Source organism: Trinickia soli (genome assembly GCF_002879855.1).
Classification (GTDB): domain Bacteria; phylum Pseudomonadota; class Gammaproteobacteria; order Burkholderiales; family Burkholderiaceae; genus Trinickia; species Trinickia soli.
This window is the reverse complement of record NZ_PNYB01000001.1, coordinates 272820-292921: the sequence shown is the minus strand read 5'-3', so window position 1 is coordinate 292921 and position 20102 is coordinate 272820. Positions and strand designations below refer to the sequence as shown.

The following is a 20102-nucleotide window of genomic DNA, read 5'->3' as shown; positions in this document are numbered from 1 at the left end:
GGAAGTCATCATGCGTCGCCAATGGCAATCAGGGATACCAAGAAGGACTCGACGCACTCAAGGCGGCGCCGTGGCGGTCATCGTCGCGCTGTCTCTTGCGGTGCTGATCGGCGTCGTCGGGCTTGCGCTCGATCTGGGCAAGCTCTACATCGTGAGGAGCGAGCTGCAAAACAGTGCGGACGCGTGCGCACTGGCCGCGGTTCGCGACCTCACCGGTGCCACGATCAACCTCTCGGTATCGGAGGCGGCCGGCATCACGGCCGGCAACCTGAACCGCGTCTTCTTCCAAAGCACGCCGGTGCAGTTGGCGACCGACAGCAATGTGACGTTCAGCGATTCGCTGGCCAACCCGTTCCTGCCGAAGGGCTCGGTTGCCAACCCTTCGGCCATGAAGTACGTGAAGTGCACGACCTCGTTATCGAACATTGCCAACTGGTTCGCGCAGGTGCTGAATGTACTGCCGGGCAACTCGGTAGCCAATGCCTCGGTATCGACAATGGCTGTCGCCACGATCAGCCCTGCTCAAACCACCTGCGCCATTCCTGTGTTCGTCTGCAAAGCCGGGACTGAGGTCAGTCCGCCAATAGCGGGCCAGAGCTATACACGCGGCCAGTGGATCGCGTCCAAAACCGGCTCACCGCCCTCGTACGGCGCCGGCAATTTTGGCTGGGCCGCCCTCGACGGGAGCAACAATGCGACGTCCATCAGGAACGAGCTGACCGGCAACTACTGCGCGCTGCCGGCCGTCGGCTCCAGCGTTGGCTCGCCGGGAAACAAGATCACGGACACTGGCGCATGGAACTCGCGGTTCGGCATTTATGCGAATCCCTATTCGCAAGCTGCCGACACACCCGATTTCACCGGATTCGCCTATACGTCCACGAGTTGGCCCACTCAAAGCAACGCCTATAGCGATTTCGTCAGCAAGCGCTCGACGTTCACCGCCTATCAGGGCGACGCGGCGGCTGGCATCAGCACGAGCGGATCGTCGTCGGGGACGACGTATTCGGCCGGCGCAGATCGACGGCTTGCTCTCGCACCCGAAGTCGACTGCACCCAGTTGCTGAGTGGCCATAAGACGAACATCGCTTGGTGGGACTGCGTACTGATGCTGGATCCGATGGACAAGGGCGGCGGCGCCTTGCCAGTCCATCTGGAGTACGAAGGAAAGTCCACCGATGCAAGCGTCCCGTGTGCCACGCAGGGTGTTCCCGGCGACGGGACTTCGGTCGGCCCGCTCGTTCCCGTGTTGGTGCAATAAACGAGGCGATCATGAAAAACCACCGCCCTACCCCCAAACGCATGCGCGGCGCAGCGATGGTGGAATTCGCCATCGTCGTGGTCCCGCTCCTGTTGCTCGCCATGGGTGTTGCCGAATTCGGCCGGGCCTTCTACCAGTATGAAGCGCTCACCAAGTCGACACGAGATGCCGCGCGCTTTCTGTCGATGTACCTGTCGACCGATCCCGCCTATCCCGTGGCCGATGCTCAGTGTCTCGCGGTATATGGCACCTCGCCCTGTCCGAGCGGCTCGGCGACGCCGCTCGTCGACGGCTTGACGACCTCCATGATCGTCGTCTGCGACGCCTCGCATACCACCGGTTGCCAGGATGCCACCGACCCGCCGCAATTCGCCGGCGTTCCGACTTACGACACGAACAACGGCGCCGCCAGCGGGACACCGACGGGCAGCGTCAATCTCGTCGAGGTCAAAATCAAGGGATATCAGTACACGCCGATCGAGACGTTTTTCAATCTGCAGGGGCTCATCTTCGGCAACATCTCCACCGTGATGAGGCAGGCATCATGAAGCCGCACCCGCAATCTTTCGTCTCCGGGAGGCGCAACCAGCGCGGCGCGGCCCTCGTAGAGTTTGCGATAGTTGCCGCACTGTTTTGCACGTTGTTGATCGGTATTCTCGAATTCGGTCGCGCGCTGTTCTACTGGAATACCGCGAGCGAAGCCGTGCGACTCGGCGCACGCACCGCCGCTGTGTGCGACGCCGATGCGTCGATCATCAAGTCCAGGATCACCGGGTTGCTGCCCTTGCTTGCCTCGTCGAACGTGAATCTCAGCTACACCCCGTCCGGCTGCGACTCTGACCCGAGCACGGCGCGCAGCACCTGCACGTTCGTTACGGTCAGCGTCACCAACGTAAGCGTGAAGATGATGATCCCGTTCCTTCCGATCACGCTCGCCATGCCGCCCCTCACCACCACGCTGCCCCGCGAAAGTCTCGCGACGTCGACAGGCGGCAACGTATGTCAATAATCTTGATAGCTCGGGCAGAAACATCATGATCGATATCCTCAGCATCTCAAGCGACGCCTCGCGCCTTGCCCAGATCGTGCGCCACATCGGCGAATGCGGCAGCTACCGGACGACGCGCATCGTTGGAACCCCGGCGCAGCTCGCCGAGCGCGGCGACAGCTTGGAATCATTCGACGTCCTGATCGTCGATGCAGTCACGCTGCAAGACGCGCAGTTACCCGTCATCGCGAGTCTATGTCAGCGCATGACGCGGCTGACCTGCATCTTGCTGACTCCGGATACGTCGCAGCAGACGCTCATCGAAGCGATGCGTGCGGGCGTTCGCGACGTGCTCGCCTGGCCGCTGGACAAGCATTCGCTGTGCGAGGCGCTGCACCGCGTCGAGCAAAGCCGCATGCTGCAGGGTGGGCATGTGACTCGCGTCTTGTCCTTCATGTCATGCAAGGGCGGCGTGGGGACCACGTTCATTGCCTGCAACGTCGCCTATGCACTGTCCAGGTTTCAGAAAAAGCGCGTGCTTCTCGTCGATCTCAATCAACTGTATGGCGACGCATCGTTTCTTCTCTCGAGCGACAGCGCCCCTTCAACGCTGCCGCAGGTGTGCGGAAACATCGAACGGATGGATTCGGCGTTTCTGGATGCGAGCCTCATGCACGTTAGCGACACGTTCGATCTGCTCGCGGGCGCAGGCGATCCGGTCAAGGCGGCCGAAGTCCAAAACGACAGACTCGAATGGATGCTCGGGGTCGCCGCTCCCCGATACGATTTCGTCATCTTCGATCTTGGGCAGTCCATCAATCAGCTTTCGATCGTCGCACTCGATCGCAGCGATGAAATTCACGTCGTGTTGCAGCCCGGCATGTTGTATGCCCGTGCGGGCCGGCGTCTCCAGGAGATCCTGACATCGCTCGGGTATCCCTACTCGCACCTGAAATTGTTGGTCAACCGATATACGCGCCACGCGGAGCGCGAAAAGGCGGCCCTCGAGGAAGTGCTCGACATGTCGCCTCATCTCGTGCTGCCCGAGGACGACGAAGTCGTCACGGAGGCGGTGAACCACGGCCTGCCCGTTTTCGAGGTCAGCCGCAAGAGCGGCGTATCGCGCGTCCTGCAGCAATTCGCGGCGGATATCGCCAGTGGGACGCAAGCGCTCTCGCAAGGGCACAAGGAAAACGCCGGACGGCGGTCCGGGTTGTTCAGCCGCCTTGCCGCCCCCAAGCTCAAGGCCTCCATGTAATGAACGCAGAACGAGGAGAACACCATGTTGCTACGTGAGCAGATTTCCAGCCAATCCGTGCAGCCGCTCGGCGAACGCACCCCTGTGGGAAGCTCGCACAATGGCATGGCCCGCAGTTCGTACCAGAAGCTCAAGCGCGAAGTCCATCAACTGGTGCTCGAGCGCGTCGAACTCGAACGCCTCGCGCGTCTATCACCGGACCTCGTTCGCCAGGAACTCACCGCGCTCATCATGCGCATCCTCGACGAGGAACGAGCGCCCGCCAACGATCCGGAGCGCAAGCAACTCGTCGTCGACGTCTACGATGAAATGTTCGGCTTCGGTCCCCTGGAAGTGCTGCTACGCGACCCGGGCATATCCGACATCTTGGTCAACACGTTTCAACAAACGTATGTCGAACGCAAAGGACGCCTCGAACTGACCGATGTCACGTTCTACGACGATGCGCACCTGATGAAAGTGATCGAGAAGATCGTGTCACGCGTCGGACGGCGCATCGACGAATCGAGCCCGATGGTCGATGCGCGACTGCCGGACGGATCGCGCGTCAACGCAATCATCCCCCCGTCCGCCGTAGATGGGCCGCTCGTGTCGATCAGGCGCTTCGCCGTCAATCCATTGCAGGTGTCGGATCTGATCGAGTTGCAGACCCTCACCCCGCCCATGGCCGAACTCCTCGACGCTCTGGCGCGCGCCAAGGTCAACATTCTCATCTCGGGCGGCACCGGCAGCGGCAAGACGACGCTCCTGAACATCCTGTCGGGCTTCATCCCGGCCGACGAGCGCATCATCACGATTGAGGACGCGGCGGAACTTCAGCTTCGCCAGCCCCATGTGGCCAGGCTCGAGACACGCCCTCCGAATATCGAGGGGCGTGGCGAGATCACGCAACGCACACTCGTGCGCAACGCCTTGCGGATGCGCCCTGACCGAATCATTCTGGGCGAAGTGCGCGGCGCCGAAGCCCTCGACATGCTCGCCGCCATGAACACCGGCCACGAGGGATCGCTTGCGACGATCCATGCGAATACCCCGCGCGATGCCCTTACGCGCCTCGAGAACATGATCAACATGGCGGGGATGTCGCTTCCGCCGAAAACAATGCGTCAGCAAATCGCATCGGCGATTCACGTCGTCATCCAGGCTACGCGGCTCAACGACGGCCGGCGCAAGATCGTCAGCATCCAGGAGCTAACCGGGATGGAGGGCGAAGTCATCAACATGCAGGAGATTTTTGCCTTCAAGCGAACGGGTGTCGATCCAAACGGTAACGTGCGCGGCTATTTCTGTGCGACCGGGGTGCGGCCTAAATTCGTCGAGCGACTGCAAGCGTTCGGGATCAATCTTCCCGATCAGCTCTACGACCCCGCGCGGCGATTCGACACCAAGTAGCCAAGTAGCGAAACAACCGGGCACGCTGTCTAAGCTGCCGGAACCGGGGAGGCCCGCATGGATTCGATCTTCTACACATTCATCGTCTTGATGTTCGTAGCCGTCGTGCTAGCGTTCGAAGCCATCTACGTCTGGTGGAACAGCCGCCATGGTCCCGCGGCACGGCGCATCGACTCACGCATCCGCGCATTGTCGGCGGGCGGACACGTGAGCAAGGAACGCTTGTCGATCCTGAAAAGCGATGTGCTCAAGGATGGTAGCTTCTTCGAAAAGCTGATGCTGCAGATACCGCGCGCGAAATCGCTTGATCTTCTGCTGCAGCAATCGGGCACGCGTACGAGCGTCGCGCGGCTGGGTCTCACGTGCCTGATCCTGGCGTTTTGTGCGCTCGTGGTAACAGCCCTCTTGCCCGTGCCCGTGGTGGTCGATCCGATAGCCGCATTATTCGTGGGCGCCCTTCCCTACTTCAATATCCTGCGCCTGCGGAACAAACGGCTGCATAAGCTGGAAAAGCAACTGCCCGACGTTGCCGATACGTTGAGCCGCGCCCTACGTGCGGGGCACTCGTTCGCCAGCGCCATCGGCATGGTGGCCGCGGAATTCGCCGAACCGATGGGCGGTGAATTCCGGATCACCTTCGATGAAATCAACTACGGCGTGCCAATGAACGAGGCTTTGCTGAATCTGGCGAACCGCGTACCGATTCGCGATTTGCGGTACTTCGTGATCGCCGTGCTGATTCAGCGCGAAACGGGAGGCAATCTGGCCGAGGTGCTCGACGGTATTGGCTTTCTGATCCGCGAGCGCTTCAAGCTCTTCGACAAGGTGCGCGTGCTGGCCGCGGAAGGAAAGTTGTCGGCGTGGGTGCTTTGTCTGCTTCCGTTCGTGACCGGCGGCGCCGTCATGATCTTCAATCCGAAGTTCCTTCCGGTGCTGTGGGAAGATCCGCTCGGCCAGAAGATGCTCGCGGGGATGGCGGTCATCATGGTGGCCGGCGTGATGTGGATGCGCAGCATTATCAAAATCCGCGTGTGAGTGCGCGAGCACTCGCCGCGACGCTGTTATAGGGGGTGTCATGGAATCGCCCAATACGATCAACATCGCTTTGCTGGCCGGCCTTTTCGTCATCGTGTTCGCCGGATGCTTCGGCGCGATGATCTTCTTCGCACCGCGCGACATGCGACGGCGCATCGAACAGGCTGTGGGGGGCCCACAAGTCAAAGCACCGTCCGAACCCGAGTCGATAGGCTCGGCATGGCTCGAAAGGATTGCGGATATTTCGCAGCCCATTGCGAAGCTGTCGATTCCCAAAGAGAACTGGGAGAAGTCGGCATTGCGGCTGCAACTCATGAATGCGGGCTGGCGATCTCCGCACGCCGCCGCGGTTTATTTCGCGGCCAAAACCGCGCTGGCTCTCGCGCTGCCGCTCATCGCGTTACCCTGGCTTGCCACCAGTTCCGTCTCGACCAACCCAACCGAACTGAGCGGAATCTTGCTGTTGATGGGCGCATTCGGCTACTACCTGCCAAACGGCGTGCTCAGGCGTCGCGTGGCCGGGCGCAAGCGCACGATCTTCGAGGACTTTCCGGATGCGATTGACCTGCTGACCGTTTGCGTCGAGGCCGGCCTGGGTCTGGACGCCGCGATGGTAAAAGTGGCTGAGGAAATCAAGCTGCGTAGCCCGGTGGTGGCAAGTGAGCTCCAATTGATGCTGCTGGAATTGCGCTCTGGCTTTTCGAAAGAACAGGCACTGCGTAATCTCTCTTTGCGCACGGGCGTGGAAGATATCGAATCGTTCAGCACGATGCTCATCCAGGCTGAACGCTTTGGCACGAGTATCGGCGATTCGCTGCGCGTGCTTTCAGACACGTTGCGCACGCGCCGCCGGATGCGCGCCGAGGAACAGGCAGCGAAGATTGCTTTGAAATTGCTGCTCCCGCTCTGCTTCTGCATCTTTCCCGCGATGTTCATCGTGTTGTTGGGACCGGCGGTCATTCAGGTCTACCGGGTTCTCTTGCCGATCATGAACGGCGGCGGCATTTGAGCATGTTCCGACGGACACGGCGCGTGAGCACCGCGTCCGTCATCCCGAGCGGGGCCGCGTATCGTAAACTGTCGCGCAACTTTGACGAGGAGCCCGACATGACCCGCAAAACGCGCAACGCTTCGCAATTGCAAGAGGAAGTGAGCCGCCGCATCCATCGCATCCACGAAATCGTCGAAGACGGCGTCAAGATTCGCGTGCCGCGTCCGCAAAAACAGCCCCCCGACACAACCGGCTGCAACTGGACGATGAAACACTTCGGCAACGCGGTGGGGTACGAGCGATTCGTCGACGATGTGCTGACAGCCGTGCGGGCCGAATACCACCTCTCCGATACGGATGACGTCAAAGACGTCCGGAGCCTCTTCGGCGAATAACGCCGGCCCGGCGGACAGCGCGCATCGCCGCCTCGGGCGGACCCGGATCGATCCCGATTCACTCAGCGCCGCGTTAATACGTGCACGTCACGACGCGGCGCACCATCGAACGCAATCCGCAGCGCGTGCGCCGTGCCGAACTCGTCGATCGCATCGACGTCGCATGATTGCCACGGCAGCCTATCCGCTCGCTCGCAGCCTCCGACTTCGCCCCGCACGCAAATGACGACGCCCTCGCCCGCATGCGGGAACGCGTTTTCCCGCTCGCATCGATATTCCACCGACCGCGCGAAATCCTGCGTCGGCAAACTTCCGGCGTCAGCTCGACGAACGGCGCGTCGCCGCCGGCCGCGGAAGCCGCAACGATGCCATCGTCATGCGGCACTTGGCAGCCGATCCTTTTCGGCCGTTTATCGGTCGTCTGCACGTACCAAACGATCGTTTCTTCGCCCGTCGCATCCTCGTGCGTATACGATCGACGTTCGTCCCGTTCGGGAAAGCAGGCGTCGCCGAAAACTTCGCCCCTCGATATGTTGATCGTTAGCGTCAACATTTGCGCCACAATGTCGACATTGATCGCTCCAGCCATCCATATCGACAATGGCCGCTTGTTCGTTGCAACCCGGCACACTCCGGCCCGCCATCATCGGGCGAACCGCTCATGCGCTCGCATGCGGCGCGCTGCGCCCGATCGAGACGGTCCAAACCACGCTGGACGATAGCGGCATACGCTTCGTCGTGCGGCAGGTCTCGAGTTTGGTCGGCAAACGCCGCCAGGAAACGTCCGCGCCACAGCGCTTCGTCGATCCGTTCCTTCCGCACGACCCCGATCTATTCGTCGCCGACGTATCGGCCACGCATTTCGCGCTACTCAACAAGTTCAATGTCATCGATCATCACCTGCTGATCGTGACGCGCGCATTCGAGCCGCAGGAAGCGTTGCTCGATCTCGACGATTTCGCGGCATGGTTCGCCTGCCTGACCGAGTTCGACGCGCTGGGGTTCTACAACGGTGGCCGCGAAGCCGGCGCGAGCCAGCCGCACAAGCACATGCAGGTCGTGCCGTTGCCGCTTGGAGATTCGGGGCAGTCGCTGCCCATCGCACCGCTCATCGAGGCGGCGTCGTTCGACGGCCCGGTCGGTACCTTGCCCGGTCTCCCCTTCGGCCATGCTTTCGCGCGACTCGAACCGGCTTCGATCGCGCAAGCAGCCGCGCAAGCGCTCGATCGCTATCGGCTGCTTTTGGATGCGGCTGGGTTGAGATCGATCGTTGTCGACGGTCGCCCACACCAAAGCACCCCGTACAACCTGCTGATGACCCCACGCTGGATGCTGCTCGTTCCACGTTCTGCCGAATGCGCCGCGGGAATTCCAATCAATTCGCTGGGGTTCGCGGGCTCGCTGTTCGTACGGAACGCCGAGCAGTTCGATGAACTGCGTCAAATCGGCCCGATGACTGCGCTTTGTCGCGTCGGCGTCGCGCGACGCGATAACGCGTGACTGCCCGCCCTGTCACAGAGAGGGCTTATCATGGTGGCCCTCCGCTTTCTTCGCCCCGGGCATTTTCTTATGTCGTCCAACGTCGCCTCACAGGCCCCCTCGCGTATCGTTCTCGCCGCTCTCGCTGGGCTGGTTTTGACGCTTGCTGCCTGTGCCGCCAACCCACCGGCAGCCCCGCATGCTTACGTCGATCCTATCGGCCTGTTTCCGATGGCCGCCTACGATCAGGATGTCGATCACTGGATCGATCCGTCCAGCCCGGGCTATAACACGCCGTTTTTGACCGCTGCCGAACAGCGAGCGCATTGGGCGGCTTACCTTGCCCGATATTTCGGTACCGCGGAACACGACCCGTCTCCATGGAATCCTGCCTTCATCGCCCATCGGATGTACGGCGATGGCGGCTCCGATATCGTCGACCTTCAATTGCGCCGTATCGGCAGCTATGACAACGCAGGAAAGGTAGGTCGGGGGATCGGCTACGGTCAGAACTTTCGACCGCACACCGCGCGGTGGCTCGACGAGATCGAGCGCAACATGAACCTGCAGCAGTTCGCGCAGGCCCCGGGGTATAAACCGAACGCGCGCGCCATCGCCACCGATGCGCTGCTCGTGCGCGAACTGCCGACGATGGACCCGTCGTTTTATTCCTACCGGCTGGCCGGCCAAGGCTATCCCTTCGACAATCTGCAGATCTCGTCAATACGGCCTGGAGCGCCGCTTTACGTGCTCGGCCACACCGTCGACGGCGCATGGGACTACGTGCAGACGCCCGACGTTCAGGGATGGGTGAAATCGAGTGGCGTCGGCTTTGTCGATGACGCGTTCATTGCCAGTTGGTCGCATCGTGCTCCCGATGCCTGGGGCGTAGTGATCGCAGCCAGCACGGCCGTGCGCGACCAAAGCGCCACGTTTCGCTTCAACGCGACGGCGGGGACGCTGTTGCCGTTGGCCCATGCGGGCACAGGGTCATCGAGTCGGCAGCAGTACGCGGTGCTGGTGCCAGCGCGCGAGGTCGACGGTCGTGCCGTCGTGCGCGAGGCGCAGCTCTCCGACACAGCGTTGTCCCCTGCCCCAATCGCGGCGACGCCCCGTCATTTGGCTGTTCTGATGAAATCGCTGATCGGGCGCCCCTACGGCTGGGGCAACATGAACTTCTACAACGACTGCTCGTCGGAGCTGCAGAGCATGTTTGCGGCGTTCGGCGTTTGGTTGCCGCGGCACTCGTCATCGCAGATGACAGCCGGCGACATGACCGATCTCTCGCAGGACTCGCCCCAACAGCGGCTCGACTATCTGGTACGAAACGGCAAGCCCATGCGGACGCTGATTTATATCGGCGGGCACGTCATGCTCTATTTGGGCAATACGACGCGCGATGGGCGAACTGTCCCGCTTGTCTACCAGGACATTTGGGGGCTGCGTCCTGCCGATAACAGCCGTCGCGCCGTGATCGGCGGGTCCGTGATCTTTCCGCTATTGCTTACCATTCCTGAAGATCCAGACCTCGAATCTTTGGCAGCGACGCGAACGTTCCAGGTCACCGTGCTGGGCATGCCGAGCGGCGTGGCGCCGCCGGCAAGCGAAGAAAATCCAGCGAGTTGAGAGCGGGTATTTCTGTCGATGGCGTACGCCACCTTAGGCGTGCGCGCCCTTTGCCGGCTACCACAACCTACTGTGGCAGCACCTCGCCCTTCGTCTCCGGCGCGAACGGAATGATGAACAGCCCGATGACGAACGCAACGGCCGTAAGCGCAACGGGCACGCCAAGCGTATGCGTATGCAGCACGGCAGCGCCCAGAACGAAGTTCACTCCTGCACCGATAAAGCGACCGAACGACGTACAGAACGCAAACGCCGTCGCGCGCACGCGCGTTTCGAACTGCTCCGGCAACCACAAACTGAACAGCGCGAAATTGCCGCCGAAGAAGCCGAGCGCAAAGAGCCAGGCAATGAATGGCGCAAGCCCGTTCGGCAAGTAGAAAGCCCATCCGAAACTGCCGATGATCGACGCGGCCATGCCCGCAAAATACACGGCGAGCGTTTTCTTGCGGCCGATCCGCTCGGCAAGCGGCGGCAACGCGAGGCACCCGAGAATCGTTCCTATCGACAGCAAGCCCGTAGCAAGCGACGCCGTCTTGATTGCGCCGGCTTTATCCATACCCGACTTCAGCGCCAGTTGTATGACGGCAGATGGCTCATAGACTGCGCCCGCCCACAAGCCGACGATCGCGATCGTCAGCAGCGCGCACGCCACCCACGTGCGGCGACGATAGCCGGGGCCGAGAATCTCAGCGAGCGGCTTCGTATGCACCACACGCGCCTCCGCCCGCTTCCATTTTTCCGGCTCCTTCACGCGCAGCAAAACGAGAATCGCGATGACAACCGGCACTGCTCCTGTCAAGAACATGGCCCGCCAACCGAAATGCACCCCAATCGTGTAATTGAGCGCGGCAGCCAGAAAGAAACCTGCGTAATAGCCGGTCTGCAGATAGCCGGCACCCATCTTTCGGCGATCTTCGGGCCATGCTTCCGCCACATAAGTTCCGGCGAGCGCCCATTCGCCACCGATGCCCACGCCCGCCAGGAAGCGATAGATCGCGAGTTCGTAAACGCTATGCGACGTTGCCGACAGCCCCGTGAAGATCGCAAACGTAAAGATCGTCCCGGCCAGTACCTTCGTACGGCCGAAGCGATCCGCAAGCGGCCCCCAGATAAAAGAAAGCCCCCAACCCACCAGAAACAACGCAAACAAAATCGAACCTGCAAGCCCGACGTTCGCCGGGCTCGCCTCGAAACCCGAGCGCGGCAACAACTCGGTCAACGCCGGCGTGAGCACCAGTGCATAGATGAATGAATCCATGCCGTCGAGCGTCCAACCTGCCCACGCTCCCCAGAATCCGGCTATCTGAGAGCGGTTGAGCGGCGTGCGTCGTCGCGCGGCACGCGCGCTGTCTGTCATTGAACTCATCGACTCCTCCGTGAAACGGTTTGGACTACCGAGAACGACCATGCAAGCGCGGGCAGCCTGCCGCGCCGCTTGTCTCCATCCGACCGATGGCCCCGTTGTATCCCAGGGTTTGCCCGATTTCCGATCGAATATTTTGTATATAATATCGACCACTATGGATGATGCAACGAATCGTTTTCCCTTAGAGCTCCCCGCCGACGAAGGCCTGCCGTTCGCCGCGGTGGCCGTCGCGCCGCGCACAAGCGCATCGCGGATGGTGGCCGACGCATTGCGTGCGGCCATCGTCGACGGTCGCCTACCGCCCGGCGCGCCGTTGCGCCAGGACGCTGTCGCCCGCCATTTCTCGGTCAGTGCGATACCTGTGCGTGAAGCGCTGCGTCAGCTCGAAAGCGAGGGCTGGGCGAAGGTCGAAATGCATAAAGGCGCAACGGTCGCCCCGCTTTCGGCTGAGGAAGCGCGAGAGATTTATGAAATCCGGGCGGCGTTGGAGAGCCTGGCGCTCACGCTCGCCATTCCCAATCACACCGGCGAAACCTTGGGCGAAGCTCAGGCGCTCTATGAAGCGGCGGAGCGCGAGCGCGATCCCGCACTCTATGTCGCGCGGAATGAGGCCTTTCATATGAGCCTCTATGCACCTGCCGGCCGGCCTCAGTTGTTTGAGATGATCGGCACGCTGCATCGGCGCGGCGAACGCTATCTGCGGGTGAAGTTCGGCCTACCCGAGCACAAGCGCGTATCCGATCACGAGCACGGGCAACTCATCCGTCTCGTCCGAAGGAAAGACATTCCCAACGCGCAAAAGCTGATCGCCGATCATTTGCTGGGTACCGGCGATTTGCTCTATCGTTTGCTGCGCGAGCAAGCGCCCGGTTCGACAGGATCGACGCGCAAGCCCAGGCGCAACGGTAGAAATGAACAGGAAGGTGCTGACGAAACGCGCACCGGTTCGATACGCGACGCAAAGCCGCGCTCGCAGCCTCGGCGCACCAAGGGTTAGCCGTCATCAGCCATCGTTTCACTGCATAGGAGCCGCATCGCCCAATGACTTCCGCAGCCGAACACAGGGTCCCGCGCAGCTGGACCACCTTGCGTGACGAAAAAGCGCGACGGCTCGCCGCCATCGAGCCGTGGTTCGATGACGGCATTCTGCCGTCGGACAGGATCGTCGATGCGCTACAAGCATTGATCCGTCCAGGCGATCGCGTCGTCTTGGAAGGCGACAATCAAAAGCAAGCCGATTTCCTGTCGCGCTCTTTGGCGCGCGTCGATCCCGAGGTCGTCAACGGCATCCATCTCCTCATTTCAAGCATCAGCCGCCCCGAGCATCTGACGCTGTTCGAACGCGGCATTGCGCGCAAAGTCGATTTTTCGTTCGCGGGGCCGCAGAGTTTGCGCGTCGCCCAACTGCTCGAGGATGGCCTGCTCGAGATTGGCTCGATCTACACCTACGTCGAACTCTATGCACGGATGTTCGTCGACCTGACGCCCCAAGTCGCGCTGTTGTGCGCTGAGAAAGCCGATCGGAACGGCAACCTCTACACGGGCGCGAATACCGAGGACACGCCGACGATTGCAGAGGCGGCAGCCTTCCGCCACGGCATCGTCATCGTTCAGGTCAATGAAGTCGTGGATACGCTGCCGCGTGTCGATATCCCGGGATCGTGGGTCGACGTTGTCGTTCAGGCGGACAAACCGTTCGCCGTCGAGCCTCTGTTCACGCGCGACCCGCGCCACATCGGCGACCTGCAGGTTCTCACCGCGATGATGGTCATTCGCGGTATTTATGCGCCCTACGGCGTGACTTCATTGAATCACGGTATCGGTTTCGACACCGCCGCGATCGAGTTGATCCTGCCAACGTATGGCGCTGAACTTGGTTTGAAAGGGAAAATCTGCCGCAACTGGACGCTCAATCCTCACCCCACGCTGATCCCGGCGATCGAGTCAGGCTGGGTCGAAAGCGTCCATTGCTTCGGCAGCGAGGTGGGCATGGAAGCGTACGTCGCAGCACGGCCCGATGTCTTCTTCACCGGGCGCGACGGCAGTCTTCGCTCCAATCGCGTTTTATGTCAGTTGGCGGGGCAATACGGCGTCGATCTATTCATCGGTTCGACGTTGCAAATCGACGCCGATGCGAATTCATCGACGGTCACGCGCGGGCGTTTGGCCGGATTCGGCGGCGCGCCGAACATGGGCCACGATCCCCACGGGCGCCGCCACGCCAGCGAGGCCTGGCTCAAGTTGCTCAAAGCGAGCGACGGGCCCATTGCACGCGGTCGCAAACTCGTCGTGCAGTTGGTCGAGACCTATAAGAAGGGCGGCGAGCCCACGTTCGTCGACGAACTCGATGCGATCGCGGTGGGGAACAAGAGCGCCATGCCGATCGCTCCCGTCATGATTTACGGCGACGACGTCAGCCATGTCGTGACCGAAGAAGGGATCGCCTATCTGCATAAAGCCGAGGGCATCGAAGAGCGCCGCGCCGCGCTGGCCGCCGTGGCCGGCGTAACGCCGATAGGCCTGCGCGCCAACCCCGAACGAACGAGCGAGCTCAGACGGCGCGGCATCGTCGCTTACCCCGAGGACCTCGGCATTCGACGCGCGCAGGCCAAACGCACGCTATTGGCCGCGCGCAGCATCGACGACCTCGTCGCATGGTCGGGCGGCCTGTATACGCCGCCCGCCCGCTTTCGGAGCTGGTAAGAGATGGCCGCGCTCGCTGCCCGTCGTCGGCTCCGGGAGGACATCGACCCAAACGCCACACGATCGGATACCGACATCGCCGTTCGGCTCGCGCGTTTTGCAACCGACGCGCTGATCGAGGAGGTGCACGTTACGCCGAAGCCCGCGCTGGTCGATCGACGCGGCAACGGCGCGCATCGCGACCTGGATCTCGCGTTGATGGAACGATCTGCGCATTCGCTCGAGCCCACGTTCAGCGAACTCGCGCGCGCAGCGGTGGGCAAGCGTCCCTCGGCCGCCTTGCGAGCCGAGTTGGCCGCGATCGGGCGTGCCGGCGAAGCAGTCATGATGAACGCAACGCAAGGCAGCAATGCACATCGTGGCGCGATCTGGATCATCGGTCTGTTAGTTGCGGGCGCAACTATATGCAGGGGTGATTTCCAGAAGGTCCCGCAATATGCGCTCGCCGAATCGATTTGCGCGACGGCCGCCCAGATAGCCTGCTTCCCCGATCACGCTGCGCCGCTCGCCCAAAGTAACGGCTCGCGCGTGCGCGAGCGCTATGGCGTCGGTGGTGCACGGCGAGAAGCGCAAGAAGGCTTTCCGCATGTGCTGCGGGTGGGTTTGCCTGCACTGCGCGAAGCACGGCGGCGCGGCCTCGAAGAAAACACTGCGCGCATCGACACGTTGCTCGCCATCATGACCTCGCTCGACGATACCTGTCTGCTGCATCGCGCCGGGCTCGCGGCGCTGGCCGCAGCGAAGTCGGGGGCGCATGAAACATTACGTCTAGGCGGCATCGCCGCGCCTCGCGGCCGAGCCGCCTTCGACCGCCTCGAATCGCGCCTGCTCGCACTCAACGCGTCGCCGGGAGGCGCAGCGGATCTACTTGCCGCAACCCTGTTCATGGACAAGCTGGCGCCCGCGGGCGCCGATGGGAGAACACCGACATGGAGCGTTTGACGTTCGACTATCCTGCGCGGCGCATCGTCGCCGTCCGGGCGCACGTGGGCGTCGTCGGCTCCGGCGATCTCGAAGTATTGTTGACGCCGAACGACGCAATGCTCTCGCGCGTGGTAGTCAACACGAGCGTGGACGGCTACGGCCACATTTGGAAGAGCGTGCTCGATCGCTTTTTCACACGCTATGACGGCGCGGCGCAGATCGAAATCAACGATTTTGGTGCCACGCCAGGCGTCGTCGCGCTGCGGCTCGCGGAGGCGGTCGAAGCTGCCGAAGGCGCGCAGGGAGATCGCGTATGAGCCTGACCTCCGACGCAGCGGCGCCTGCTTTCACTGCCCGCGAGAGCTTTATCGAACTGACGGCCCGAGAGCGCGCGCGGCGCCTGCTCGATAGCGGCACCTTTCGCGAGCTGCTGGGCCCGTTCGATCGCATCACATCGCCGTGGCTGCCGCTGCAAGACATTGTCTGTCAAGCCGATGACGGGGCCGTCATCGCACGCGGTTCGATCGATGGAGTGCCGGCGGTGGTCGCCGCGATCGAGTCGGCATTTCAGGGCGGAAGCATCGGCGAAGTTTCCGGCAGCAAGATCGCCGCTGCGCTCGAACTGGCGCTGCGCGACTGCGAGCGCGGCCGCATCGTGCGGCCCGTGATCGCCTTCGAAACGGGCGGCGTGCGCTTGCAGGAAGCTAATCTGGGTCTCGCTGTCATTGCCGAAATTCAGGCGGCCATCGTCGCGCTGCGCCGGCATGTGCCCGTGGTCGGCGTAATCGCGGGCATGGTCGGATGTTTCGGCGGGATGTCGCTCGCGGCCGCGCTCTGCTCGCACTTGATCATGACGCGCCAAGGGCGGCTGGGGATGAACGGACCTGAAGTCATCGAACAGGAAGCGGGCATCGACGAGCTCGACGCCACCGATCGGAGCAGGATCTGGCAGTTGATCGGTGGCGAGCAGCGGGTCGCATCGGGCTTGGCCGATCAGCTTGTCGACGACGATGCCGAGGCGATTTTCACGGCAGTGCGTCGCGCGTTCATCACGGGCGTGCCGCCGATCCATCGCAGCGAAGCAGTCGATCATTACCTGGCGCTGCTCGCGCGGATCGAGCCCGACACGGTCACGCCCGAGTCGATGCGAGCGCTCTTCGGCGGCGCATCGACATGTTCCGCGCAAGGTGGAGAGAACACTAAGGAGTCCGAATGAACGACACGACGGACCTTTCTCGCGGCCAGCGATGGCTGCGCGCGCTTGCGGGCGAGCCAAGCGGTACAGCGCCGATCTGGTGCGCCGATGCGCAGTCAGGTCATGAGTTGACGCGCTTCCTCGCCGTCGTCCCCGATCCCGATAACCGCTTTCCTCGCGCGCGCGAGAACGTCGTCGGGCTGGAACAAGGATGGCACCTGGCGCGCACCGTGCGCGATGTCATCGACGCCGACGCACATGCCCCTCGACGGCGGCCGATCGTCGCCATCGTCGACGTCAAGGGCCAGGCTTACGGTTATCGCGAAGAAATGCTTGGCATTCATCTCGCCTGCGCAGCAGCCATCGACGCCTATGCCTGCGCGCGGCTCGCGGGGCATCCGATCGTCGCTTTGATCGTCGGCCCGGCGATGTCGGGCGCGTTTCTCGCGCACGGGTATCAGGCCAACCGGATTCTCGCGCTCGATGCGCCGGGCACGATGGTTCATGCCATGGGCAAAGAAGCCGCCGCACGCGTGACGCGCCGCTGTGTCGAGGCCTTGGACGCACTCGGAGAAACCATCACGCCGATGTCGTATTCGCTCACGGCGTTCGCCAGGCTGGGGTTGCTCGATCATCTGATCGAAGGTGTCGACGCCGACGCCCCCACGGACGAACAGATCGCGCGGGTGCGCCAGATGCTGGCCGACGCCGTGAAATCGGCGCGCAGTGATCCCAGCGGCCTTTCGCACCGGCTCGACAGTGAAACCGCGCGCTCGACGCGCGCCGCTTCGATCGAAGTCAGACGTCGTCTCGCGCAGCAATGGGACGCCGCCTAACGTGGTCGAGCAGCCACCGGCACGTAGGCAACGAATGACTGACGACGCACTTGCGCACGCCAGGAAGTACCTGGCGCATGACCTGCTTCGGTTGCGCGCGCTGCCCGTCATGGACGACATGCCCGCGTGGCTCCCGCTCGCGTTCGCCGACGCGCCATTTGCCGTCGTGCGTCGAGCCCAGGCGCCGAGCGGATATGTCCCGGTCGGCTTTCGAGGCGCGCTCCGCGCACAACGCTATGCCGGCCTTGTTGCGCATGAGTTGATTGAAGGCGCCCTATCGCCGGAGCATTTGCTGGAGCGGCCGATTCCCGCTGGGCGCTCGACGCTGAAAGCTTTTTCCGCGTTGCAGGCGATCGTCGAACAGCGCTATCTCGGCGCGCTGCTTTGGGGGCCGACCGGCAGCGTCGGTTTCGAGTTGGCTGCGAGGCAGCCGACAGCGACCGCTACGAGCGATCTGGACTTGCTGTTGCGCACGCCTTCGCGCCTGCCGCGTAGCAATGCCAGCGCAATGCGGCAACAATTGAGGCGTCTTGAAGAAGCCGTCGACGTGCGCATCGACGTGCAATTGGAAACGCCGCTTGGCGGTGTGGCGCTCAGCGAATGGGCGGACGACAAGTCGCGCGTCATGGTGCGCTCCGCCCACGGCCCGTCGCTCGTCGCCGACCCCTGGGCGGCAGACGATGCGCCGACCGAGGCTCGACGCTGATGCTCGCCCTCCTCTATCCAGGCCAAGGCGCTCAAAGTGCGGGCTTCCTGCATCGATTGCCGGCGCATCCCGTCGTCGCCGCGACGATCGAAGAAGCATCGGACGTTTTATCGATCGACGTCGCGCGGCTCGACACGGGCGACGCGCTGCGATCGAGCGTCGCCGTCCAGATTACGATCGTCGTGGCCGGTGTCGCGATGCAACGACGGCTTGCCGAAGCGGGAATAGAAGCCGAACTGCATGCGGGGCTCTCGGTAGGCGCGTACGCTGCTGCAGTGGGGTGTGGCGCTGTCTCGTTCGGCGACGCGTTGCGTATGGTGAGGAGGCGAGCCGAATTGATGGAGCAGGCGTATCCGCACGGGTACGGGCTATCGGCGATCGAAGGGTTGAGCGAAGCGCAGGTCGAAGCCTTGATCGAGCGCACGACGGGTGCGCCTGACGCGCGCGTCTACGTCGCCAATGTCAACGCGCCACGTCAAATCGTCGTTGCAGGCTCGGATGCCGCGCTCGACGCATTCAACGAGCAGGCGAGCGCCGCTGGCGCACATCGTGCGAAGCGGCTCGCGGTGTCCGTTCCTTCGCACTGCGAACTACTGCGCCAGGCATCCGACGCGCTCGTCGTTTACGCCGCGAATCTATCGTTTCGTACGCCTAAGCATCTCTATATCGGCAATCGGCGGGCTCGGGCTCTGCATAGGCCCGACGACATCCGCGAGGATCTCGCGACGAATATGCGCTATACGGTGCGCTGGTTCGATGCGCTGACGACTATCGTGGAGCGCGGCGCGACCCTACTCCTGGAAGCACCGCCGGGCCAGGTGCTGACCGATATCGCACGCCTGAACTACCCGGACGTCATGGCGCTCGCGGCATCTTCCCACGTTGACGATCGATTCGTCGACGTGGTTCGGCGACGCATCGTTGAGGGGCGTTAGTGCCGGTTTCACCGCACACCGTCGATGAATCTGCAACTTGCGCACGAACGTGTTCCGTCCGCGCGAGTTCAATAGCCCTTATCCGATCTCAAACCTGACTGTCCCCAACCCGTCGATCGTTCCGCGCACGACCCCCGGCTCTGCGGCAATATATAACGGCGTATAAGACCCCGTCGTCAATACGGTCCGCGCCGGTATCGAATGCCCCGTTTCGAGCGTGCGCGCAACGAGCCAGGCTATCAACCTGCGCGGATCGCCCGCCGGGTGACGCGCGACGCCTTGAAAAATCTCATGGTCGCCACAGAAGAAACTGATCCGCGGCTCACTGAAATTGAAATTGCGATCATAGGGCTGCGTATCGCCGATCACGAGTGCCCCGTTGTTCTGCAGATCGGCCAATTGAAGCAGCGGATCGACGTTCGGCCAGCCATCGAAGCGGCTATCCACGACCTCGACGACAACCGACATTGCATCGATTGCATCAATCACGTCGTCGGGCCGCTCGGCAAGCCGATAGTCGACGTCCTCCGCAAAGCTGAACGCAATCTCGAGCTCGAGCCCAATGCGCGCGTAGTCACCCCGGCGGATCCCGGTCGCAGCGCCGAATACCCGGGTTGCCGGCAACGGCGCACATTGCGGCACGGCCGTCGGCGTGCCCGCGCCGATCTTGTAGCCGGCACAGCCGCCCAATTCATCGAGGACGAGTTGCTGCACGACATAGGCCTCGTCGGCATTCTCGGGCTTGCAGGCCGACAGCGACGCAGGATCGATCAGCGTATGAGTACGGCGCGCTTGTAAAAGACGTGCGGCAAGTTCTTGCGTCTGGGCCATGATGTCTCTCCCCCTTCCTTATTGTCAGGGCCTTCGATCGATTCGGATGGCCCAAGAATACGCCGCTTCGCAAGTTGCGCGCCACATTGCACACGTCACCCGCGCTCGCGCGCGCCAGCCGCCCGCGCAAATAAAAACCCACCCGCACAGACCCCGGGTGGGCTCGGACCAAACTTAGCGT

At 62.6% G+C, this 20102-nt stretch carries 20 protein-coding genes; 18 read left to right on the top strand and 2 right to left on the bottom strand.

All coding sequences use genetic code 11. The features are described from left to right. Positions 1-10: 10 nt before the first annotated feature. The 10 genes from C0Z19_RS01270 to C0Z19_RS01220 all read left to right on the top strand — a co-directional run bounded on the left by C0Z19_RS01270 (position 11) and on the right by C0Z19_RS01220 (position 10425). Positions 11-1261, top strand: coding sequence for a pilus assembly protein TadG-related protein (locus C0Z19_RS01270; RefSeq protein WP_102607970.1), 1251 nt, complete (start codon positions 11-13; stop codon positions 1259-1261). Between the two features lie 41 nt (positions 1262-1302). After that, the gene (locus C0Z19_RS01265; protein WP_102607969.1) at positions 1303-1809 is read left to right on the top strand and encodes a TadE/TadG family type IV pilus assembly protein; all 507 of its coding nucleotides are present in this window, start codon (positions 1303-1305) and stop codon (positions 1807-1809) included. Then, a complete protein-coding gene (locus C0Z19_RS01260; RefSeq protein ID WP_102607968.1) occupies positions 1806-2270 on the top strand; it encodes a TadE/TadG family type IV pilus assembly protein in 465 nt (154 codons plus the stop codon). The genes C0Z19_RS01265 and C0Z19_RS01260 overlap by 4 nt, the downstream gene beginning before the upstream one ends. A 25-nt stretch (positions 2271-2295) precedes the next feature. Beyond that, positions 2296-3507 carry a CpaE/TadZ family protein gene (locus C0Z19_RS01255; RefSeq protein ID WP_102607967.1) on the top strand — a complete coding sequence of 404 codons (1212 nt, stop codon included), beginning with the start codon at positions 2296-2298 and terminating at the stop codon, positions 3505-3507. Positions 3508-3531: 24 nt separating this feature from the next. After that, the gene (locus tag C0Z19_RS01250; RefSeq protein WP_102607966.1) at positions 3532-4899 is read left to right on the top strand and encodes a TadA family conjugal transfer-associated ATPase; all 1368 of its coding nucleotides are present in this window, start codon (positions 3532-3534) and stop codon (positions 4897-4899) included. A 57-nt stretch (positions 4900-4956) separates the two neighbouring features. Beyond that, on the top strand, positions 4957-5934 hold the full coding sequence (locus C0Z19_RS01245) for a type II secretion system F family protein (RefSeq protein WP_102607965.1): 978 nt from the start codon (positions 4957-4959) through the stop codon (positions 5932-5934). A 40-nt stretch (positions 5935-5974) separates the two neighbouring features. Next, complete coding sequence (locus C0Z19_RS01240; protein ID WP_102607964.1) at positions 5975-6943, top strand: type II secretion system F family protein; 969 nt, start codon at positions 5975-5977, stop codon at positions 6941-6943. Positions 6944-7041: 98 nt separating this feature from the next. Then, positions 7042-7320, top strand: coding sequence for a hypothetical protein (locus C0Z19_RS01235; RefSeq protein WP_102608157.1), 279 nt, complete (start codon positions 7042-7044; stop codon positions 7318-7320). A 600-nt stretch (positions 7321-7920) separates the two neighbouring features. Continuing rightward, on the top strand, positions 7921-8820 hold the full coding sequence (locus C0Z19_RS01225; protein WP_102607962.1) for an ATP adenylyltransferase family protein: 900 nt from the start codon (positions 7921-7923) through the stop codon (positions 8818-8820). Positions 8821-8889: 69 nt separating this feature from the next. After that, complete coding sequence (locus tag C0Z19_RS01220; RefSeq protein ID WP_102607961.1) at positions 8890-10425, top strand: SH3 domain-containing C40 family peptidase; 1536 nt, start codon at positions 8890-8892, stop codon at positions 10423-10425. A gap of 67 nt (positions 10426-10492) precedes the next feature. Here the strand turns inward: C0Z19_RS01220 and C0Z19_RS01215 are convergent, their stop codons facing one another. Next, entirely contained in the window at positions 10493-11791 is a 1299-nt protein-coding gene (locus C0Z19_RS01215) for an MFS transporter (protein ID WP_102607960.1), read from the bottom strand. Positions 11792-11945: 154 nt separating this feature from the next. On the opposite strand from C0Z19_RS01215, the gene C0Z19_RS01210 reads away from it, so the two are divergent. Genes C0Z19_RS01210 through mdcH form a run of 8 tightly spaced genes read left to right on the top strand, consistent with a single transcriptional unit; the run spans position 11946 to position 19090 of the window. Further along, positions 11946-12788, top strand: coding sequence for a GntR family transcriptional regulator (locus C0Z19_RS01210; protein ID WP_102607959.1), 843 nt, complete (start codon positions 11946-11948; stop codon positions 12786-12788). Between the two features lie 44 nt (positions 12789-12832). After that, positions 12833-14494 (top strand): malonate decarboxylase subunit alpha, encoded by a 1662-nt coding sequence (gene mdcA, locus C0Z19_RS01205; RefSeq protein ID WP_102607958.1) that lies wholly within the window; start codon positions 12833-12835, stop codon positions 14492-14494. A gap of 3 nt (positions 14495-14497) precedes the next feature. Then, positions 14498-15436 (top strand): triphosphoribosyl-dephospho-CoA synthase, encoded by a 939-nt coding sequence (locus tag C0Z19_RS01200; RefSeq protein WP_102607957.1) that lies wholly within the window; start codon positions 14498-14500, stop codon positions 15434-15436. Beyond that, complete coding sequence (locus tag C0Z19_RS01195) at positions 15424-15735, top strand: malonate decarboxylase subunit delta (RefSeq protein WP_102607956.1); 312 nt, start codon at positions 15424-15426, stop codon at positions 15733-15735. The genes C0Z19_RS01200 and C0Z19_RS01195 overlap by 13 nt, the downstream gene beginning before the upstream one ends. Continuing rightward, positions 15732-16634: a biotin-independent malonate decarboxylase subunit beta gene (locus tag C0Z19_RS01190; RefSeq protein ID WP_102607955.1), complete on the top strand. Its 903-nt coding sequence runs from the start codon at positions 15732-15734 to the stop codon at positions 16632-16634. Before C0Z19_RS01195 ends, C0Z19_RS01190 begins: the two co-directional genes overlap by 4 nt. Continuing rightward, the gene (mdcE, locus tag C0Z19_RS01185) at positions 16631-17449 is read left to right on the top strand and encodes a biotin-independent malonate decarboxylase subunit gamma (RefSeq protein WP_102607954.1); all 819 of its coding nucleotides are present in this window, start codon (positions 16631-16633) and stop codon (positions 17447-17449) included. The genes C0Z19_RS01190 and mdcE overlap by 4 nt, the downstream gene beginning before the upstream one ends. A 34-nt stretch (positions 17450-17483) precedes the next feature. Continuing rightward, positions 17484-18155, top strand: a complete 672-nt coding sequence (locus C0Z19_RS01180; protein ID WP_102607953.1) for a malonate decarboxylase holo-ACP synthase — start codon at positions 17484-17486, stop codon at positions 18153-18155. Continuing rightward, positions 18155-19090 carry a malonate decarboxylase subunit epsilon gene (gene mdcH, locus C0Z19_RS01175; RefSeq protein WP_102607952.1) on the top strand — a complete coding sequence of 312 codons (936 nt, stop codon included), beginning with the start codon at positions 18155-18157 and terminating at the stop codon, positions 19088-19090. The genes C0Z19_RS01180 and mdcH overlap by 1 nt, the downstream gene beginning before the upstream one ends. A gap of 78 nt (positions 19091-19168) precedes the next feature. On the opposite strand, the gene C0Z19_RS01170 is transcribed toward mdcH, so the two are convergent. Beyond that, on the bottom strand, positions 19169-19921 hold the full coding sequence (locus tag C0Z19_RS01170; protein ID WP_102607951.1) for a hypothetical protein: 753 nt from the start codon (positions 19919-19921) through the stop codon (positions 19169-19171). Between the last annotated feature and the right edge of the window lie 181 nt (positions 19922-20102).

Coding starts and splice junctions, on each gene's coding strand:
- C0Z19_RS01220 (WP_102607961.1), top strand. CDS start 8,890: ATGTCGTCCAACGTCGCCTCACAGGCCCCCTCGCGTATCGTTCTCGCC.
- C0Z19_RS01190 (WP_102607955.1), top strand. CDS start 15,732: ATGAGCCTGACCTCCGACGCAGCGGCGCCTGCTTTCACTGCCCGCGAG.
- C0Z19_RS01270 (WP_102607970.1), top strand. CDS start 11: ATGCGTCGCCAATGGCAATCAGGGATACCAAGAAGGACTCGACGCACT.
- C0Z19_RS01210 (WP_102607959.1), top strand. CDS start 11,946: ATGGATGATGCAACGAATCGTTTTCCCTTAGAGCTCCCCGCCGACGAA.
- C0Z19_RS01200 (WP_102607957.1), top strand. CDS start 14,498: ATGGCCGCGCTCGCTGCCCGTCGTCGGCTCCGGGAGGACATCGACCCA.
- mdcH (WP_102607952.1), top strand. CDS start 18,155: ATGCTCGCCCTCCTCTATCCAGGCCAAGGCGCTCAAAGTGCGGGCTTC.
- mdcA (WP_102607958.1), top strand. CDS start 12,833: ATGACTTCCGCAGCCGAACACAGGGTCCCGCGCAGCTGGACCACCTTG.
- C0Z19_RS01245 (WP_102607965.1), top strand. CDS start 4,957: ATGGATTCGATCTTCTACACATTCATCGTCTTGATGTTCGTAGCCGTC.
- C0Z19_RS01250 (WP_102607966.1), top strand. CDS start 3,532: ATGTTGCTACGTGAGCAGATTTCCAGCCAATCCGTGCAGCCGCTCGGC.
- C0Z19_RS01255 (WP_102607967.1), top strand. CDS start 2,296: ATGATCGATATCCTCAGCATCTCAAGCGACGCCTCGCGCCTTGCCCAG.
- C0Z19_RS01215 (WP_102607960.1), bottom strand. CDS start 11,791: ATGAGTTCAATGACAGACAGCGCGCGTGCCGCGCGACGACGCACGCCG.
- C0Z19_RS01170 (WP_102607951.1), bottom strand. CDS start 19,921: ATGGCCCAGACGCAAGAACTTGCCGCACGTCTTTTACAAGCGCGCCGT.
- C0Z19_RS01225 (WP_102607962.1), top strand. CDS start 7,921: ATGGCCGCTTGTTCGTTGCAACCCGGCACACTCCGGCCCGCCATCATC.
- C0Z19_RS01235 (WP_102608157.1), top strand. CDS start 7,042: ATGACCCGCAAAACGCGCAACGCTTCGCAATTGCAAGAGGAAGTGAGC.
- mdcE (WP_102607954.1), top strand. CDS start 16,631: ATGAACGACACGACGGACCTTTCTCGCGGCCAGCGATGGCTGCGCGCG.
- C0Z19_RS01195 (WP_102607956.1), top strand. CDS start 15,424: ATGGAGCGTTTGACGTTCGACTATCCTGCGCGGCGCATCGTCGCCGTC.
- C0Z19_RS01180 (WP_102607953.1), top strand. CDS start 17,484: ATGACTGACGACGCACTTGCGCACGCCAGGAAGTACCTGGCGCATGAC.
- C0Z19_RS01260 (WP_102607968.1), top strand. CDS start 1,806: ATGAAGCCGCACCCGCAATCTTTCGTCTCCGGGAGGCGCAACCAGCGC.
- C0Z19_RS01265 (WP_102607969.1), top strand. CDS start 1,303: ATGCGCGGCGCAGCGATGGTGGAATTCGCCATCGTCGTGGTCCCGCTC.
- C0Z19_RS01240 (WP_102607964.1), top strand. CDS start 5,975: ATGGAATCGCCCAATACGATCAACATCGCTTTGCTGGCCGGCCTTTTC.